Source organism: Pacificoceanicola algae (assembly GCF_049341065.1).
Taxonomy (GTDB): Bacteria; Pseudomonadota; Alphaproteobacteria; order Rhodobacterales; family Rhodobacteraceae; genus Pacificoceanicola.
Map to the genome: position 1 here is coordinate 440129 of NZ_JBMPIX010000003.1, position 17525 is coordinate 457653.

Below are 17525 nucleotides of genomic sequence, written 5' to 3' on the forward strand. Positions count from 1 at the left end.
CCGACCCGGCAGAGCGCTCCTAATCTGCGCCACTATGGGAGTGAGAAACATCATTATCGCGGCGCTTGTCTGGCTGCTTGGCTGCGCGGTCGCTCAGGCCGAGCTTTTGCCGCGCGAAGCCATCGAAGCGCGCATTTATGCCCCGATGGCTTTGGGCGATCTGGACCCGGACAACGGCGTCTACGATTTGCTGAATTCGGGCGGCGCAAAAGCCGGTTACGTTTTTGAAACCGCGCCGCTTGCCCCCCTGCCCGGCTTTTCCGGCGCTCCGATCAACATGCTTGTGGTGCTCGACCTCGAAGGCCGTTTTCTTGACGTGCAACTGCTGGAACATAACGAGCCGATCTTTGTCTCGGGTCTGGGAGAAGCGCCGTTTCACGCCTTTATGGAGCAATACCAAGGCCATTCGATTTCTGACAGCCTGGTGGTCGGCACCCCCTATGGGAATAGCGCGGCGGGCTCCGGGTTGGTCTATCTCGACGGCGTGACCAAGGCGACGGCAAGCGTGCGGATCGCGCATGAATCCATTCTGGCCGCTGCCTTGCATGTGGCGCGCGAAAAGATGGGCGGCATTGCTGCCGGCCCGCCTGCCTTTCCCAACCCAGAGGTGGACGAGCCGCTGGAATGGCAGGCGCTTCTGGATCAGGGGCTGATCACCAACTACCAGGTCAGCAACGCCGAAGAGCAGGCGCTTTTCGCTGGCACCACATGGGAAGACGATGACCCCGAGGCGCAGGAAAACCCGGACGAGCCCTATCTTGATCTCTGGGTTGCCGATCTGGGACCGCGGTCCATTGCACGGGCCTTGCTGTCTGAAGACACCCTTGATGAGTTGGATCATTTCACCACCATCTCCGGCTTTGATGAACCCATTCTGGTGGTCGAAACCGCGCGCCATGGTCTGGTCTCTGAAAACTTCGTCCGCAACACAGCCCCCGATCTGATCGGTGCCGAACAGGGTGGATTTCCGGTGGCTTTGCGCGATGCGGATATTTTTGTGGAATTGTCCCAAGACGTGCCCGAGGCGCTGCGCGATGGAACCGCCATGATCCTGCGCACCGACCGTAGGCTGGGGTTTGATCCGGCCAGTGAATGGGCGATCTCGATCAAGGCGGTGCGCGAACATGGGATGTTCCAACCGCAGGTCGGATCTGTTACGTTAACCACGACGCATCAAACGCCCGAACGCTTTTTCACGCGCCCCGGCCAAGTGACCAAACTGTCGCCTTTTCAAGAGGCGGTGCGCAATCGCCAAGACGATATTATTCTTCTAGCGGTTTTTCTACTGTGTCTCATTCCCTTGCTTTTCCTGGGCCAATCCTGGCTGGCGGGACAGAAATTCTACACCCCGATGCGGTTAAGTATCCTTGCCTTTGTGCTTGGGTTCATTGGCTGGTGGGGTCAGGGGCAGCTGTCAATCGTCACCCCCTTGGCCAGCCTTCAGACGGCAGTTTCGGGCGGCTCGTTTGCCTTCCTTCTTTACGATCCTTACTCGCTCTTGCTTTGGGGCGCGACAATTGCGGGTTTTGTGCTTTGGGGGCGCGGGTTGTTCTGCGGATGGCTTTGCCCCTTTGGTGCTTTGCAAGAATTCGCGCATCATCTGGGGCGGCTGCTGCGCCTGCCCCGGATCGAGCCGTCGCGTCTTTGGGACCAACGACTGAAAAAGTTCAAATACGTGGCCTTGGCGGGCCTTGTCGCGGTCACCTTGTTCGCACCGCAGCACATGGACAAAGCCGCCGAGATCGAGCCCTTCAAGACCGCCATCACCACCTTTTTCCTGCGCGAATGGTACTATGCCCTATATGCAGCGTTCTGGCTTGGACTGGGCCTGTTCACCTTCAAGGGGTTCTGCCGCTACATGTGTCCGCTGGGGGCCTTGATGGCCATCGGTGGTGCGCTGCGCCTGCGCAAGTGGATTCCGCGCCGCGTGGAATGTGGATCGCCCTGCCAGCTTTGCCGGGTCAAATGCAACTATGGTGCCATCAAGCAAAGCGGCGCGATCCAGTACGATGAATGTTTCCAATGCCTCGACTGCGTGACCATCCACGACAGCGAAACTCAATGCGTACCTCTGATCCTGAAAGCCCGCGACACTAAGCGCGCGCCGCGCGTCACCGGTCATCCAAACGGGACCCCTGCCGAATGAAACGCCGCCGCTTCCTGACCCTCTCCGCCGCTTTCGCCTGCGCCCCCCGGTTTGCCCAAGCGGCAAGCTGGCGCGGGCAGGCCTTGGGGGCCGATGTCTCTGTCACCCTGCAAGGGCCGCGGCAAGAAATAGACGCCGCGCTGGCCACGATCCCCAAGACACTGGACCAGATCGAGGGCCTCTTCAGCCTGTACCGTCCGTCCTCCAGCCTATCGCGTCTCAATCGGACCGGAGCCCTTGCTGCGCCCGATCTTTTTGCCGCATTGATGGATCACGTCACCACGGCACACGATCTGACGGGCGGGCTGTTCGACCCCACGATTCAACCCTTGTGGCAGGCATTGGCGCTCGGCGAGGATCCCGATGCGGCGCGCGCTTTGATCGGTTGGGACCGGGTGACGCATTCGGCGCTTGGGGAAATCCGGCTGGCCCCCGGCCAACAAATGACATTGAATGGAATCGCACAGGGTTTTGCCACCGATCTGGTCAAAGCGGATTTGCTGGCCCGCGGCTTTGACAGCGCCTTGATCAATATTGGCGAGTTTGCCGCCATTGGCGGGCCTTTCCGGCTTGGCCTGTCTGATCCGGCTTTGGGCATGGTGGGGCACCGGGTTCTGGGCGACGGCGCCATCGCCACCTCAAGCCCCGGGTCCATGCAGTTGGGTGGCCAGTTCCACATCCTCGGACCGCAAGAACAATCCCCGCTTTGGTCGACCGTCAGCATCGAGGCCGCTAGCGCCACAATGGCCGATGCCCTGTCAACGGCTGCGGTTTTCATGCCCGTTGAAAGCCTTCGACACCTGAAAGCAAATGCACGGCTGACTCGGATCACCACCATCGACAGTCAGGGCAATTTGCGCACGATCTGAGGATATTGCCGCGCAAAGTGATGGATTGCGCGGGTTTTCATGCATGAAATCAGATAGCCTGACAGCAAGGCTTGCGCAGGGGGGCGGCTCGGGTGAAAAAGCGGCATGACACAAGCACCTGATATCCTTTGCATTGGCTCGGCCCTTTGGGATGTGATTGGCCGCACAGCCAGCCATATGCGGAGCGGGAGCGATGTGCCCGGACGCATCACCCGCGTGCCCGGCGGGGTCGCATTGAACATCGCCATGACATTGGCGCGCTTTGGACTGCGGCCCGCGCTGTTGTCGGCCCTTGGGCGCGACCCGGAAGGCGAAGAACTGATCCGCGAAGGCGAACGCCTTGGGCTGGTCATGGCGCATGTCTACCGTTCGGACGATTTACCGACGGACAGCTATATGGCGATCGAGGGCGCAAACGGGTTGATCGCTGCCATCGCCGATGCCCATTCCCTTGAAGCCGCCGGCGCGCGCATCCTCGCACCCGTTATCGAAGGCCCGCTGGGCAACCCGGAAACACCCTATATCGGGCAAATTGCGCTGGATGGAAACCTGACCGAAGCGCTGCTGTCCGAGATTGCGCAAAGCCCGGCTTTTTCAAGTGCTGATCTGCGCATTGCCCCGGCCTCGCCCGGCAAAGCCGAACGCCTGTCGCCCTTCCTCAAGGCGGGACGCGGTACGCTATACGTCAATCTCGAAGAGGCAGGGTTGCTGTGCCTCGCACAGTTCAAAAGCGCCCCCGAAGCCGCCGCCCGGCTGGTCGAACGCGGCGCCGCGCGGGCGATTGTCACCAATGGTGGCGAAACCTGCTGCGATGCCTCTGCCGACGGGTTGATTGCCGAACGCCCACCCGAAGTCCTTGTCACCCGCGTCACCGGCGCGGGCGATACTTTCATGGCCGCTCATATCGCCGCCGAACGCAAAGGTCTTAGCCGCACCGAAGCGCTGGATTTTGCCCTTGAAACCGCCGCTGCACATGTCTCAGGAGAGATTGCCTAATGACGATCTTCACCCCATCGCCCGAAGTTGCCACCGCTTTAGAGGCGAAAAAGCCCGTGGTCGCGCTGGAATCGACCATTATCACACACGGAATGCCCTGGCCGCAGAACCTCGAAATGGCGCAGAACGTCGAAGAGGTGATCCGCGAAAACGGAGCGACTCCGGCGACCATCGCTGTCATCAACGGAACTTTGCACGTCGGTTTGACCACCGAGCAGCTTGAACAGCTTGCCCAGGCCAAGGGCGTCGCCAAGCTGAGCCGCGCAGATATGGCGGTTTGCATGGCGCAGGGCGGCACCGGCGCCACCACGGTCGCCGCGACGATGATCGCCGCCCGGCTTGCCGGCATTGGTGTTTTTGCTACCGGTGGCATTGGCGGCGTGCACAAAGGCGCCGAGCACAGCTTTGACATCTCTGCCGATCTTCAGGAACTGGCGCAAAGCCAAGTGACCGTGGTGGCGGCTGGGGCCAAAGCGATTCTGGATCTGCCGAAAACCCTTGAGGTCCTGGAAACGCTGGGTGTGCCGACCGTCGCCTTTGGTCAGGACGCCCTGCCCGCTTTCTGGTCACGCTCGGCCGGGCACAAGGCGCCCCTGCGCATGGACAGCGCGGGTGAGATCGCCAAGGCGCAACTGATGCGTCAGGCGCTGGGCCTGCCGGGGGGGCAGCTGATCGCCAACCCGATCCCCGAGGCCGATGAAATCCCGCATGACATCATGGAGCCGATCATCGCGCGTGCAACTGCCGATGCCGAGACCCACGGCATGCGCGGCAAGGCCGTCACCCCCTACCTTTTGCAACGCATTTTTGAACTGACCGAAGGGCGTTCATTGACCGCAAACATCGCACTCGTACTCAACAATGCCCGGTTGGGGGCAGAAATTGCCCGTGAATTGTGCGCTTTGAGCGGTGAATGCACCTGATCCGCAGAACACCCATTGTAGCGCCGCAAAGCAGCGCTTAGCTATGAGGGAATTCTGCCAGCTGAGTACCGCCCTAAATGTCGACACCTTTTGATCAAGAACCCAAGCGACGGCGCCTGTTTTCCAGCCTGAGATCCAGCTTTCTGACCGGGCTGGTCGTGATCTTGCCTGTTGGCCTGACGATCTGGCTGGTTTGGAAGGTTTTCGGCTGGATCGACGGATTTGTGCTGCCTTTGGTGCCGGACAGGTTCAACCCGGAACAATACATCGGGATCAACCTGCGCGGCGTCGGCGTCATCTTTTTGCTGATGTTCACGATCGTTGTCGGCTGGATCGCCAAGGGGTTGATCGGGCGATCGATGATCCGCTTTGGCGAAGGCGTGGTCAACCGGACCCCGGTGGTGCGGTCAATCTATTCCGGGATCAAACAGATCGCCGAGACTGTCTTTGCTCAAAGCGAACGCAGCTTTGAGAAAGCCTGCCTGATCGAATACCCGCGCAAGGGGATTTGGGCGGTCGCCTTCATATCGACGGACACTCGCGGCGAAGTGGCCGAAAAAGCCCAGACCATGGGCGGTCTTGTCTCGGTCTTTGTGCCGACAACGCCGAACCCGACGTCCGGGTTCTTGCTGTTCTTCCCCAAGGAAGACGTGATTGAACTGGACATGACGATCGAAGATGCCGCCAAGCTGGTGATCTCGGCAGGGCTGGTCTATCCGAACGGCGAAAAGGCCAAGGTGGCCGTCGAGGCCCAATTGAAGAAGGCCTCATAGAGTTTCTATCCCCTGCACCTTGGGTAATGTCCGCAAGATACTGGGCCTTTTGAGAACGAAGGCGCCCCGTTAGCCAAACATAGCGCGAAGGTTCGCTGTCTGGCGCTTCCCGATATCATCGGCGAATTCGCTCAGAAAGTCACCCGCGGCCCGACGCCCGGCGGCTTTGAGTTGCGCGATCACGGTCGGCACGGGTACGACCTTGGTGGCCACGGACAGCTCGTTCATCAGCGCATCGTCCGCGATCATATGCACCCGCACGTCTTTCATTCGCCCCGGCTGCACCGCGCCGTCGGCCAGAAGCCGTTGCACGAATTCGATTGCCCGAAGTTCACGCAGTAGAGAAGAGTTGAAGCTTATCTCATTGATCCGGTTCTGAATTTCCGGCGGCGTAACGGGAATGGCCTCTCGGTAAAGCGGGTTGATGTTGACGACGATCAGGTCGTCGGGAAATTGCGGTTCAAAGAAAGGGAACAGCGCCGGGTTGCCGGTATAGCCGCCATCCCAGAATGCCTCGATCTCACCGCTTTCGGGGTCGGGCAGTTCAACCGCCTGAAACATCGTCGGCAGACAGGCCGAGGCAAGGATGGCGCTTGTGCTGATCTTGTCGCCGGTAAAAATGCGGATCTTGCCGCTACGCACCTGCGTCGCGCAGACGAAAAGCTCGGGGCCTTGATGCGTGCAGACCTTGTCAAAGTCGAATTTGTCGACGATGCGTTCCAGCGGATTGCGATAGGTCGGCCCCCAAGCGTAGGGTGAAAACATCCGCCCAATGGCCTCGCCCATGGCGTAGGGCACGGAATATTCCAGACTTTTGCTGACCATACCCGGATCAGGCAGCCAAGGATGCATCCAGGCGGGCAAAACGGCGTCATCCAGCGCGCCGATCTGTTCCCAAAGCCAATCGAGGTTTTCACGCGCGCCCTCGCGCCCCCCGGCAAGCATCCCCGCCTTGAGCGCCGCGCCGTTCAGGGCCCCTGCCGAGGTGCCAGAGATGGCCGCGATCTCGATCCCCTCTTCCTCAAGCAAGCGATCGAGCACACCCCAGGTAAAGGCGCCATGCGCGCCGCCACCCTGAAGGGCAAGATTTATGCGGACAGGATCAGCCATTTTTGGATTGCGCCTTGTATGCGGCGAACAGATCGCTGACCAAGACGCCGTCGATGGTCATGCCTGCAAGATTGGCGTTTGTGATCGTCAGCCCCTCAAGCGTGGCGGCGTCGATCATGGCACCTGACAGGTTCACGTTATGAAAGCGCGCCCCGCTGAGGTTGGCGTTGTCGAATGCCAGCCCGGTTCCGTTCACATCTTCGAAACGCGCACCCATCAGATGCGCGTCGCCAAAAAAGCTGTCCTTGAGGCTGACCCGCGTCAACCGCGAGCCGCACAAAAACATATTGTCGATCTCAAGCTTGTCGCGCCCGGCCTCTGGATTGCTCATAGCGCGGTCCAGCCGCCATCAACGGAAATCGTCGTGCCCGTGATTTGCGCCGCCGCCTCCGAGCACAAGAAAACCGCCGTGCCGCCCAGTTGCTCGACCGTGGCGAATTCCTTGGAGGGTTGGCGTTCCAGCATGACCTTCTTGATCACCTCTTCGCGGCCCATGTTGTATTTCTCCATGGTGGCGGGGATCTGCGCCTCGACCAGCGGGGTCAGAACGTAGCCGGGACAAATGGCGTTGGCGGTGATCGGCTCTTCGGCGGTTTCCAGCGCGGTGGTCTTTGTCAGGCCCACGATGCCATGTTTGGCGGCGATATAGGCGGATTTGAACGGAGAGGCGGTCAGCCCGTGCGCGCTGGAAATATTGACCACCCTGCCCCAACCGGCCTTGCGCATCATCGGCAAGGCGGCGGCGGTGGTATGAAAGGCCGAGCTGAGGTTGATCGCGATGATCGCGTCCCATTTCTCGGTCGGGAATTCATCAATCGGCGCGACGTATTGGATGCCTGCGTTGTTGATCAGGATATCGCAAGCGCCCGCCTTTTCGATCAGCGCGCGGCATTCGTCCGGCTTGGACATATCCGCCTTGATATACCGAACCTCGACGCCGTGCTTTTCTGCGATCTCTTTGGCAAGCGCGTGATCTTCGTCGTTGTTGGTGAACGAGTTGATGACGACCGACGCGCCTGCGCGGGCCATCTCATGCGCGATTCCCAGACCGATTCCCGAGTTTGATCCGGTGATTACGGCGGTTTTTCCCTTAAGTGTCATGGCAGGCTCCTTGAATGCTGCTTTGCAGCAAGACTAGACCTCCCGACCCGAAAGCAAAAGCGAAACCGCCAATATCCAAAGGCGTTCACGATTATTTAACCAAACGCCCGATGGCCTGACCATGGTGTGGATCACTGGAAACCGCCCAGAAAAAAACCCCGGCCGAAGCCGGGGTTAAGTCATTGAGGCAGGTTTCATACAGGCAAGAAACCTATCGAGCAGTGAGTTTGTTATAAGCAAATCGGCGCCCGAGTCCAAGCTAAAAGTTTGAAAAGGCGTAAAAGCCCCGGTACGGTCAGCGGTAATAAACAAAGAGCGGTAGAGGATTGTCTTCGAAATGTGTCTAAACTTTTTCCGAACGCTGGGTACGGCCACTTCGGTCGGTGCACTGATTCTCTCGGGCTCTTTGGCCTTGGCCGAACCGCAGCATGGCATAGCTATGTATGGCGACCCGCAACTGCCACCGGATTTTGTGTCGCTCCCCTATGCAAATCCCGATGCGCCGACCGGCGGAACCATCGTCACTGGCGAAGTTGGCAGCTTTGACAGCCTCAACCCGCACATCCTCAAAGGGTCAACGCCCTGGCAATTGCGTTTTTTGGCGTATGAGTCACTTATGGGCCGCAACTGGGATGAACCCTTTGCGCTTTACGGGCTTTTGGCCGAATCCATCGACATCGGCCCGAATCGAGACTGGGTGGAATTCACCCTGCGCCCCGAGGCGCGCTTCTCGGATGGCAGCCCGGTCACCGTCGAAGACGTGATGTGGAGCTATGAGACCCTCGGCACCCTGGGCCACCCCCGGTATCACGGTGTCTGGAACAAGATCGCCAGCATGGAACAGACCGGCGAACACAAGATTAAGTTCACCTTCAACGTCGAAGACCGCGAGTTGGCGCTGTTGGTCGGTATGCGCCCGATCATGAAAAAGGCACAGTGGGAGGGCAAGGATTTCACCCAATCCGGCCTCGACACCATTCCGATCACCTCTGCCCCCTATGTGATCGAAGATTTCGAAGCCGGCCGCTATGTCACCTTGAAACGCGACCCGGATTACTGGGGGCGCGATGTTCCCTATCGCAAGGGTACGAACAATCTGGATACCATCCGGCTGGAGTTCTTTTCCGACGGCGCTGCGCAATTCGAGGGGTTCAAGGCCGGTCTGCTGAATTCCAACCGCGAAACCAGCCCGGTCAAATGGGCGCAGCAGTATAACTTTCCCGCAGTTGAGTCCGGCAAGGTGGTCAAATCGGAAATCCCACACGCCCGCCCAACCGGGATCAGCGGTTTCGTGATGAACACCCGCCGTGACATCTTCAAGGACTGGCGCGTGCGCGAGGCGCTGATCACCGCCTTCAACTTTGAATATATCAACGAAACCGTCTCGGGGTCGCTGCAACCACGGATCACATCGTATTTTGGCAACTCGCTGCTTGGCATGCAGGAAGGCCCCGCCACCGGTCTGGTCGCCGAATTTCTCGCCCCTTTCAAGGACGAGCTGCTGCCCGGCGCGCTTGAAGGCTATACCCTGCCCAAAGGCGACGGCAGCGCCCGCAACCGCGCCAATCTGCGCAAGGCGCTGTCGCTGTTGGAGGAGGCAGGCTGGACCGTACAGGACGGCGTGCTGAAGAATGCCGAAGGACAACCCTTCACCTTTGATATCCTGCTTGGAGCGGGCGGCGGCGAAGATGATGCGATGATCGACATCTATGTCGAAGGCCTCAAACGCATGGGCATCGAACCCACAGTCACCAAGATCGACAGCGCCCAGTACAAGGAACGCACGAACGAGTTCGATTTCGACATGACCAGTTATCGCCGCGGCCTGTCTCTGTCTCCGGGCAACGAGCAGCTGCAATACTGGGCCTGCGATCAGGTCGATGTGCCCGGATCGCGCAACTGGATGGGCATGTGTTCCCCCGCCGCCGAAGCGATGATCGACAAGATGCTCAATTCCGAAAGCCGCGACGACTATATCGCTGCCGTGCGCGCGCTTGACCGTGTCCTGACCTCCGGGCGCTACGTGATCCCGATTCAGGACAGATTCGATGTCAGCCGCATCGCCCATGTCGCCGAATTGCACTACCCCGAGCGTATCCCCGCCTATGGCGATTGGATCGGATTCCAGCCTGATGTATGGTGGTGGGAGGACCAGTAAGGTCTTTCGAACAAGAATAAACGAGGCAGAGATGAAACGAGCAGTGGTGTTGATCGCGCTCACAGCGCTTCTTGGCGGGTGTGCAACCGTCGAAGGCGTGGGCGAGGATATCTCGCGCGGGGCGCAGCGCGTGTCGAGCTGGTTCTGACCATCAGCATGGGGCGGCCTTTGCGGAACGCCCCTTTTTTCCAGCGGCCCTTAGTACTTTTCGCCTAGTTCCTTTCGCGTCCCCCTCGCCTATGGTGGATCTACGAGGAGGAGAGGCAGAAACGATGAGTGACGCGGCACAGAAGTTTCCCGAAGACGGGTTGGGATCGGCGCTGGTTGTCGATGATCACCCGCTGTTTTGCGATGCGCTGACGCTGACGCTGCAATCCATCGCCGATTTTGAAGAAATCCGTAGCGCTGGCACATTGGAAAAGGCGCTCGAGGTCATCTCTCAGGATCCCGAAATCGGGCTGATCGTGCTGGACTTGAACTTGCCGGACGTAAACGGGCTGGATGGTTTGGTGCGCCTGCGCAATGCCGCGCCCAAGGCCTCGATCATCATTGCCTCGTCGATGGCGGAAAACTCGATGATCAGCCACGCGTTGAAGGCCGGGGCCGATGCCTTTGTCCCTAAGCATTCACAACGCTCGGTGTTTCGCCGCGCCTTCGAGGCGGTGGCCAAGGGGCAAGCCTTTGTTCCCGATGGCTATATCGACCCGCAGGCGGGCAAGGAACCAGCGCCCGACAATGCACTGGTGCGGCTGGCGTCCTTGACCAACCAGCAGGCGCGCATTCTGCATCTGATCTGCGAAGGCAAGCTCAACAAACAGATCGCTTATGACCTGTCGATCGCCGAAACCACGGTCAAGGCACATGTCACGGCCATCATGCGCAAGCTTGGCGTCCACAGCCGCACGCAGGCAGTTCTTGTGGCACAAGAGGCGCGTTTTAACCGGGTCTTGCCAACTGCCGAATAAGGCCGCATCCTGCCGCTCTAGCCCAATTCAACAAGGATCGCAGACTTGGACGGAGCACAAAACGGCTCCACGAGGGAGGAAACAGCCGCCGGGACCGCGTTGCGCGTCGCTCAGGCGTCTTGCACAGGGCCTGACAGAGCTGGCACCTTGGCAGCGCGTCTTGGTCCGGGACCATTTGCCTTGGTCTGTCTGTTTGCTTCTCCCGACGCGGATTTCGCGGCACTGACCCGCGACACCCACCGTGCCTTTGGCGGGGCGGACGTTATGGCCTGCACCACCGCCGGAGAATTGGGCGCACACGGCTATGAAGAAGGTCAGATCGTCGCCATCGGTTTTCCCGAGGCCAATTTTGCCGTGAATACTCTGGTGATCGACAACCTCAACAACCTGAACGAACAATCGCTGATCGACCGGTTGATCCAAAGCCGGATGGAGCTGAACCAGCGCGCCCCGGAAATGAGCTCGGAATTTGCCTTTCTAATGGTCGATGGTCTGTCACTGCGCGAGGAGCATCTGACCTCGGTTCTGACGGCCGGGCTTGGACCGACGCCGCTGTTTGGCGGCTCGGCCGGCGATGGCGCGAATTTCCATGCCACATGGCTGTCGCGCAATGGCACGGTTCGGCAGAACGCGGCGCTGGTGGCGCTGGTGCGTTCACGTTGCCCGGTGCGGGTGTTCAGTCTCGATCACCTTGTCCCGACCGCCACCCGGATGGTTGTCACCGCCGCCGATCCCGATCGCCGCATCGTGCGGGAAATCAACGCCGAACCCGCCGCGCAGGAATACGCCCGTCTGCTTGGAAAAGATCCAAACCAGCTGTCGCAGTTCACCTTCGCGGCGCATCCGGTGGTCGTGCGTTTGGGCGACAGCCACCATGTGCGTTCAATCCAGCGGGTGGATGAGAACGGCGATCTGGTGTTTTTCTCGGCCATCGACGAAGGCATGGTGCTGACCCTTGCCGACCATCAGGACATCGCCGCCCATCTGGATCAACGCCTGACCGCGCTGGGCACAGATGGCGCACCGGATCATATCATTGCCTGCGATTGCCTGCTGCGCCGCATCGAGGCCGGGGAAAACCAGAAGAACCGCGAAATCTCGGAGATATTGACCCGGCACCATGTGGTTGGATTTTCGACCTACGGCGAACAGATTGGATCGCTGCACGTCAATCAGACGCTGACCGGGGTCGCCATCTATCCCCCGCTTGAGGATACGTGACATGTCCTTGATCAACCCTGACGACTCGCTTGAACGGCAGAACGAGAAGCTGATCCAGATTGCTGATGCCCTGATGCGCCGGGTCGAGCATGGCGGCGCGCCCTCGGGCGCGGCCTATGAACAATTCGAACGCGCCGCGCTTTTGGAAAAGCGGGTCCGGGTGCGCACACTGGAGCTGGAACGCACGCTGGATCTGCTGCACGAATCCAACGCCCAGCTTGCTCAGGCCAACCAAGACACCGAGGCCGCCCGCCGCAACCTTGCCGATGCGATCGAGACGGTCTCTGAAGGTTTTGCCCTGTTTGATCCCGGCGACGTTTTGGTCATGTGCAATTCCCGTTTTTGCCGCGATTTCCGCGATACCGTGATTGATCTGCGCCCTGGCCTGCCCTTTCGCGGCTATGTCGAGCGGGTCAGCCGTTCGCGCTATCTGGCGATGCCGGCGGATCTGACGCCGGAAACCTGGTCGGAAAAGCGCATGCGCCGCCACAAGGACCGGCACGTGATGTTCAACGTCCAGCTGGCCAACGACCGCTGGCTGCAAGTTTCGGAACATCGCACCGCCAATGGCGGCACGGTGGTTTTGCAAACCGACGTCACCGACATTATCCGGCTGGAACGGCAGGAACGCACCAAGCTGCGGGACAAACAGACCCGGATGATCCGCGCGACGCTTGACCACCTCAATCAGGGCGTCTGCATCTTTGACGAAAACGCCCGTCTGGTGGGCTGGAATGACAAGATCGGAACCCTGCTGGCCCTGCCCGCCCGGCGAATGCATCTGGGTGCCTCGTTTTTCGCGCTGGTCGATCTGTTTGACGAAGACATCGTCTTTACCCGCGGGCTCGACCGCGAGGGCTTTCGTTATTGGGCGCGCAGCGATGGTCCGCGCGCCCAGATCAGCTTCGAGATCCGCCGCAACGGCACGATGACCTTGCAGATCTTTGGGCGAGGTATGCCCGACGGTGGCTTTGTGATTTCGGTCACGGATGTGACGGCCGAACGCGAAGCGGCGCAAAAACTGCATGAACTCAATGAGATCCTCGAACAGCGCGTGATGGAGCGGACGCTTGAGCTTGAGGATGCCCTGTCCGCCGCCGAGCGCGCCAATGCCTCAAAGACGCGGTTCGTCGCTGCCGCGAGTCACGATCTGTTGCAACCGCTTTCGGCGGCCAAGCTCTATATCGCCTCGCTGTCGGACCGCTGCACCTCGGCGCATGAAAGCTCGGTTCTGGCCAAGACCGAAAGCGCCCTGACCAGCGCCGAATCCCTGATCGACGCGCTGCTGGATATCTCCAAGCTGGATGGTGAAGGCATCAGTTTCGACATCCGCACCGTATCCCTGCACGACATACTGCGCCCACTGGTCGACGAGATGGAGGTGCTGGCCGCAAACAAGGGGTTGGAACTGCGCTATGTGGACTGCAATCTGAGCGTCGAAAGCGATGCAAGTTATCTGCGCCGGATCGTTCAGAACCTTCTTGCCAATGCCATCCGCTATACCGATCAGGGACGGGTTCTGGTCGGTGTGCGCCGCAACGGAGGCTCGGCCCGGGTTGAGGTCTGGGACACCGGTCCCGGCATCGCCGAGGACGATCAAAACGCGATTTTTGAGGAATTCCGACGGCTTGATACCAATGCGTCGGACAATGATGGGTTGGGTCTGGGTCTGGCGATTGTCGAGCGTGCCTGCGCCCGCCTTGGCCATCCGATTGGTCTGTGGTCACAGCCGGGACGCGGCAGTTGTTTCATGGTCAACCTGCCCATTGCAGGACAAGCCGCGCCATCGGGCAACAAGACCCCGCGTATGGTGCGTCCGATTTCGCTGGCGCAGGCCGGGATGATCACGCTCTTGGTCGAGAATGACCCGCAGATGCGGCGCGCCATTACGGTGCTGATGGAAAGTTGGGGTGTCCATGTGATCGAGGCCGAGGACGCGGATTCGGCCATTGCCCTTCTGGACGATCTTGAAATCACGCCAGATGCGCTGCTGCTGGATCATCAGCTTGGGCACGGTGCGACGGGGATCGACCTGTATCAAACCCTGAAGGCACGCTTTGGCCCTTTGACCTGTGCCATCGTATCGGCGGATCGCGCGCCAGAATTGGGTCAAACCTGCGCTGCGCTTGGCATCACGTTTCTGCAAAAACCGATTGATCGGCAGAAACTCAGCCACCTGCTGGAAACCGCCGCCGCCCGGATGACTCCGGCCTGACGGCGGCGTTCCCGTGTCACAACATGCCGCGACAGCGGCCCGGTGCCGCCGGAAGACCAATGCGGCTCGGGTTCACCACCAAGATCCAGCGTACCGGATATCCGGGCGCTTGCGTGCGGCGATAGGTACAACCGTTTGCCATGGTCTTGTAATCGCCGTTTGGAACCATCACGCTCTGCGTGCTGACATAGGGCGCGGCCTGCGCCAGCATCAGATCTTTCGGCGCGGGAACGTCCTGCGCTGTCAGGGATACGAGGCCAATGGCAGAAGCGGTTACAAGTGCGATGATGCTCATGGGGCTTTCCTTCGGAACAGGCCGGCCAAACCGGCAAACAGGCAAAAAGATCAAACCGCGTCAGGGTGCGGCGCTAACTCCAAACCCTGAAAGCGGCACTGATCGATTCCATGTCAGGTAAACGGCAGAAAGATGAACATCCTCTTTGATTTTAGAAAAAAGTTGGCAGCGTTGAGACGAAATCCACTCTGTATAGAGGATCAATATTAATTCATTTCAAGTCGTTGCGCGAGAAACCTAAATCATCACCTAAAGTGCTATCACAATGTCGGCTCGCAACCCGCCCAGTTTTTCGCTTTCCCCAAGCCGAAGTACTCCACCATGCGCCCGGGCGATGTCGGCCGCAATCGCAAGCCCAAGCCCGACGCCAGACCCCTTGTCCTGATTGCGCGCTGGATCAAGCCGCACAAAAGGTCTCTGCGCCTCTTCGCGCTTGTCGACGGGAATACCCGGCCCATCGTCTTCCACCCGAATGCGCAGCGATTTCGCGGTGATGACCACGGAAAGTTCACAGCGGGTACCGTATCGAATGGCATTCCCCACAAGATTTTCGACGGCGCGGCGCAGCGCGCGCGGCCGCAAGGGGTATTCCCCACCGCCCGAGATTTCCGCCAAAGACACGTTCTGCCCCGCCCTTTGGGCATTGTCCACGATCCCTTGAAGCAGCGCCACCGGGTCTGTCGACTCGACCGAGGCGGTTTCAGCGTCGCCACGCGCGAACTCCAGAAAGGCATCGACCAATTGTTGCATGTCATCGACATCGCGCTCCAGCGGTTCCCGGTCTTCATCGTCCAGCAGCGACAACCCCAACCGCATCCTTGTCAGCGGCGTGCGCAGATCATGGCTGACCCCGGACAGCATCATGGTGCGCTGTTCGATCTGACGTTCAATCCGGGCGCGCATATCCAGAAATGCGTGACCAGCGGCGCGCACCTCGATGGCCCCCGAGGGAGAATACGGCACGTTCCGCCCCCTGCCAAAGGCCTCTGACGCCTCTGCAAGCCGCGTGATCGGGCGTAATTGATTGCGCAGATAAACGTAGGCGATCAGCGTCATCAAGAGCCCGAAAACCACCATATTCACAAGCAGTTGGTGCGGATTCGTAGCGGAAACTCTGCCGCGACTGGCTTCAATCAGAAATACCTTGTCGCCGTGGTCGATATAAAGCCGAACATCGCGATCATCCGGCAGTTCGATGCGCTCAAGTCCGTCAATGCGCGCCCGCAGGGTTCGAATGACCACTATTCCGGTGAAATCGTACCACCGCCGCCTGTCGCTGTCCGGAACCGCAGTGGGTGCAATTTCGGTCAGCCGCAGATCCAACGCCTGAAACACTTCGGCACCGCGCGCGTTTTCTGCCACCGCAAGGTTTACGGCGCGCGCCAGTTCGCGGCTCAACTGAACGGACACACCTTCGAAATGGCGCTGGATAAACACCACAGACACCACCAGCTGCAACGTGACAACCGGCAGAACAAGGATAAGCGCGGCGCGGCCATAAAGGCTGCGGGGCATATAGCGTTTGAGCCATTGGAACGACATGCGCTAAACCTATCGCGGCGTGCGCGCCAGCACCATCGCCAAAAGGAGCCCTGCCGTGATCGATCCGCAACCCGATTTCCGCCCCGTCGCCGGCACCGCCGATGAGCTTTCTCCGGGCCTGCGCCGGGTGCTTGCGCCGAACCCCTCACCAATGACCTATCGCGGAACCAACACGTATCTATTGGGCTTCACGGATTTGGCGGTGATTGACCCTGGACCGGACAATCCTGTGCATCTGCAAGCGATCCTCGCCGCCGTTCAGCCCGGTCAGCAGATCACCCACATCCTTGTCACCCACGCCCATATCGATCACTCCCCACTCGCGCGCGCGCTTTCGGCCAGCACCGGCGCGCCGATTCTCGGCTTCGGATCTGCCGAGGCTGGACGCTCCGAAGCCATGACCCTGCTCGCTGCCGAAGGGTTGCTTGGCGGAGGCGAAGGCGTCGATCATGCCTTTGCCCCCGATATCACGCTGGCCCATGGCGAAACGGTCGAAGGCGCTGGATGGCAGGTGCGCGCCCTTCACACACCGGGCCACATGGCCAACCATCTCAGCTTTGCCTGGGGGGATATCCTGTTTTCCGGCGATCTGGTCATGGGATGGGCCAGCTCTCTGGTGTCACCGCCCGATGGCGATCTGACGGATTTCATGGCCTCGCTGCGAACCCTGAGCACCGAACGCTGGAGCACCTTCCACGCGGGCCACGGCGCGCCGGTAACCCAGCCAATGGACCGCATCGAGGCGCTGTTGAAGCATCGGCTTGGCCGCGAAGCATCGATATTGGAGCACTTGACTCAAGCTCCGGCAACCGCCGCCGAGTTGGCTGCAAAAATATATACCGATACCCCAACCGCACTGCTCGGCGCCGCGCAACGCAATGTCCTGAGCCATCTTATTGACATGACACAAAAAAGCTGGGTGGCGCCAGAAGGCCCGCTGTCCGCCAAAGCCCGATTTTCCCGACTTTGAAGCCGATTTCCGAAAAACCTGATTTTTGTAGAAAAAGCCTCTGGACGCCCGGATTCGAGGTTGCTATACGGCCCACGTGTTCCGGCGTAGCTCAGCGGTAGAGCAGTTGACTGTTAATCAATTGGTCGTAGGTTCGATCCCTACCGCCGGAGCCAAAATCCCCCGTAGTTTTGCTTGCAGGCCAAGTAAATAGGGGTTTTCTGGCAAAAAAGTGGACCCTTTTTGGACCCTTTGGGGTCAA

Annotated in this window: 16 protein-coding genes and 1 tRNA gene; 12 read left to right on the forward strand and 5 right to left on the reverse strand. The window is 59.9% G+C overall.

Features of this window, described 5'->3' with window-relative positions; translation table 11 throughout:
- Positions 1 to 34: 34 nt before the first annotated feature.
- From ACOYQJ_RS06980 to ACOYQJ_RS07000, 5 genes are all read left to right on the forward strand, one after another.
- Positions 35 to 2146, forward strand: coding sequence for a 4Fe-4S binding protein (locus tag ACOYQJ_RS06980; protein ID WP_422905284.1), 2112 nt, complete (start codon positions 35 to 37; stop codon positions 2144 to 2146).
- A complete protein-coding gene (locus ACOYQJ_RS06985) occupies positions 2143 to 3015 on the forward strand; it encodes an FAD:protein FMN transferase (protein WP_422905285.1) in 873 nt (290 codons plus the stop codon). The genes ACOYQJ_RS06980 and ACOYQJ_RS06985 overlap by 4 nt, the downstream gene beginning before the upstream one ends.
- A 105-nt stretch (positions 3016 to 3120) precedes the next feature.
- The gene (locus ACOYQJ_RS06990; RefSeq protein ID WP_422905286.1) at positions 3121 to 4011 is read left to right on the forward strand and encodes a PfkB family carbohydrate kinase; all 891 of its coding nucleotides are present in this window, start codon (positions 3121 to 3123) and stop codon (positions 4009 to 4011) included.
- Positions 4011 to 4934, forward strand: a complete 924-nt coding sequence (locus ACOYQJ_RS06995) for a pseudouridine-5'-phosphate glycosidase (protein WP_422905287.1) — start codon at positions 4011 to 4013, stop codon at positions 4932 to 4934. Before ACOYQJ_RS06990 ends, ACOYQJ_RS06995 begins: the two co-directional genes overlap by 1 nt.
- A gap of 77 nt (positions 4935 to 5011) precedes the next feature.
- On the forward strand, positions 5012 to 5707 hold the full coding sequence (locus ACOYQJ_RS07000) for a DUF502 domain-containing protein (protein ID WP_422905288.1): 696 nt from the start codon (positions 5012 to 5014) through the stop codon (positions 5705 to 5707).
- 69 nt (positions 5708 to 5776) lie between these two features.
- Here the strand turns inward: ACOYQJ_RS07000 and ACOYQJ_RS07005 are convergent, their stop codons facing one another.
- From ACOYQJ_RS07005 to ACOYQJ_RS07015, 3 genes are read right to left on the reverse strand one after another with little or no spacing between them, the layout of a single operon-like run.
- Complete coding sequence (locus tag ACOYQJ_RS07005; protein ID WP_422905289.1) at positions 5777 to 6817, reverse strand: patatin-like phospholipase family protein; 1041 nt, start codon at positions 6815 to 6817, stop codon at positions 5777 to 5779.
- Positions 6810 to 7148, reverse strand: a complete 339-nt coding sequence (locus ACOYQJ_RS07010; protein WP_422905290.1) for a pentapeptide repeat-containing protein — start codon at positions 7146 to 7148, stop codon at positions 6810 to 6812. The genes ACOYQJ_RS07005 and ACOYQJ_RS07010 overlap by 8 nt, the downstream gene beginning before the upstream one ends.
- Positions 7145 to 7918 (reverse strand): 3-hydroxybutyrate dehydrogenase, encoded by a 774-nt coding sequence (locus tag ACOYQJ_RS07015; RefSeq protein ID WP_422905291.1) that lies wholly within the window; start codon positions 7916 to 7918, stop codon positions 7145 to 7147. The genes ACOYQJ_RS07010 and ACOYQJ_RS07015 overlap by 4 nt, the downstream gene beginning before the upstream one ends.
- 337 nt (positions 7919 to 8255) lie before the next feature.
- Here ACOYQJ_RS07015 and ACOYQJ_RS07020 point away from each other — a divergent pair, with 337 nt between their 5' ends.
- From ACOYQJ_RS07020 to ACOYQJ_RS07040, 5 genes are all read left to right on the forward strand, one after another.
- The gene (locus ACOYQJ_RS07020; RefSeq protein WP_422905292.1) at positions 8256 to 10076 is read left to right on the forward strand and encodes an extracellular solute-binding protein; all 1821 of its coding nucleotides are present in this window, start codon (positions 8256 to 8258) and stop codon (positions 10074 to 10076) included.
- Positions 10077 to 10107: 31 nt separating this feature from the next.
- A complete protein-coding gene (locus ACOYQJ_RS07025; RefSeq protein ID WP_422905293.1) occupies positions 10108 to 10224 on the forward strand; it encodes a putative periplasmic lipoprotein in 117 nt (38 codons plus the stop codon).
- Positions 10225 to 10348: 124 nt separating this feature from the next.
- Positions 10349 to 11041 carry a response regulator gene (locus ACOYQJ_RS07030; protein ID WP_422905294.1) on the forward strand — a complete coding sequence of 231 codons (693 nt, stop codon included), beginning with the start codon at positions 10349 to 10351 and terminating at the stop codon, positions 11039 to 11041.
- Between the two features lie 45 nt (positions 11042 to 11086).
- Positions 11087 to 12262 (forward strand): FIST N-terminal domain-containing protein, encoded by a 1176-nt coding sequence (locus tag ACOYQJ_RS07035; protein ID WP_422905295.1) that lies wholly within the window; start codon positions 11087 to 11089, stop codon positions 12260 to 12262.
- A 1-nt stretch (position 12263) separates the two neighbouring features.
- Positions 12264 to 14477 (forward strand): hybrid sensor histidine kinase/response regulator, encoded by a 2214-nt coding sequence (locus ACOYQJ_RS07040; RefSeq protein WP_422905296.1) that lies wholly within the window; start codon positions 12264 to 12266, stop codon positions 14475 to 14477.
- 16 nt (positions 14478 to 14493) lie between these two features.
- Here ACOYQJ_RS07040 and ACOYQJ_RS07045 read toward each other — a convergent pair whose 3' ends face one another.
- Together ACOYQJ_RS07045 and ACOYQJ_RS07050 are read right to left on the reverse strand one after the other, a co-directional pair.
- A complete protein-coding gene (locus ACOYQJ_RS07045; RefSeq protein WP_422905297.1) occupies positions 14494 to 14772 on the reverse strand; it encodes a hypothetical protein in 279 nt (92 codons plus the stop codon).
- Between the two features lie 249 nt (positions 14773 to 15021).
- The gene (locus tag ACOYQJ_RS07050; RefSeq protein WP_422905298.1) at positions 15022 to 16314 is read right to left on the reverse strand and encodes an ATP-binding protein; all 1293 of its coding nucleotides are present in this window, start codon (positions 16312 to 16314) and stop codon (positions 15022 to 15024) included.
- A 58-nt stretch (positions 16315 to 16372) separates the two neighbouring features.
- Between ACOYQJ_RS07050 and ACOYQJ_RS07055 the strand changes: the two genes are divergently transcribed.
- Both ACOYQJ_RS07055 and ACOYQJ_RS07060 read left to right on the forward strand, forming a co-directional pair.
- Entirely contained in the window at positions 16373 to 17284 is a 912-nt protein-coding gene (locus tag ACOYQJ_RS07055) for an MBL fold metallo-hydrolase (protein WP_422905323.1), read from the forward strand.
- An 80-nt stretch (positions 17285 to 17364) separates the two neighbouring features.
- Positions 17365 to 17439, forward strand: a tRNA-Asn gene (locus tag ACOYQJ_RS07060).
- The last annotated feature ends 86 nt before the right edge of the window (positions 17440 to 17525 follow it).

Bases quoted from the DNA above. Each gene is read 5' to 3' on its own strand.
- ACOYQJ_RS06980 (WP_422905284.1), top strand. From the start codon at position 35: ATGGGAGTGAGAAACATCATTATCGCGGCGCTTGTCTGGCTGCTTGGC.
- ACOYQJ_RS06985 (WP_422905285.1), top strand. From the start codon at position 2,143: ATGAAACGCCGCCGCTTCCTGACCCTCTCCGCCGCTTTCGCCTGCGCC.
- ACOYQJ_RS06990 (WP_422905286.1), top strand. From the start codon at position 3,121: ATGACACAAGCACCTGATATCCTTTGCATTGGCTCGGCCCTTTGGGAT.
- ACOYQJ_RS06995 (WP_422905287.1), top strand. From the start codon at position 4,011: ATGACGATCTTCACCCCATCGCCCGAAGTTGCCACCGCTTTAGAGGCG.
- ACOYQJ_RS07000 (WP_422905288.1), top strand. From the start codon at position 5,012: ATGTCGACACCTTTTGATCAAGAACCCAAGCGACGGCGCCTGTTTTCC.
- ACOYQJ_RS07005 (WP_422905289.1), bottom strand. From the start codon at position 6,817: ATGGCTGATCCTGTCCGCATAAATCTTGCCCTTCAGGGTGGCGGCGCG.
- ACOYQJ_RS07010 (WP_422905290.1), bottom strand. From the start codon at position 7,148: ATGAGCAATCCAGAGGCCGGGCGCGACAAGCTTGAGATCGACAATATG.
- ACOYQJ_RS07015 (WP_422905291.1), bottom strand. From the start codon at position 7,918: ATGACACTTAAGGGAAAAACCGCCGTAATCACCGGATCAAACTCGGGA.
- ACOYQJ_RS07020 (WP_422905292.1), top strand. From the start codon at position 8,256: ATGTGTCTAAACTTTTTCCGAACGCTGGGTACGGCCACTTCGGTCGGT.
- ACOYQJ_RS07025 (WP_422905293.1), top strand. From the start codon at position 10,108: ATGAAACGAGCAGTGGTGTTGATCGCGCTCACAGCGCTTCTTGGCGGG.
- ACOYQJ_RS07030 (WP_422905294.1), top strand. From the start codon at position 10,349: ATGAGTGACGCGGCACAGAAGTTTCCCGAAGACGGGTTGGGATCGGCG.
- ACOYQJ_RS07040 (WP_422905296.1), top strand. From the start codon at position 12,264: ATGTCCTTGATCAACCCTGACGACTCGCTTGAACGGCAGAACGAGAAG.
- ACOYQJ_RS07045 (WP_422905297.1), bottom strand. From the start codon at position 14,772: ATGAGCATCATCGCACTTGTAACCGCTTCTGCCATTGGCCTCGTATCC.
- ACOYQJ_RS07050 (WP_422905298.1), bottom strand. From the start codon at position 16,314: ATGTCGTTCCAATGGCTCAAACGCTATATGCCCCGCAGCCTTTATGGC.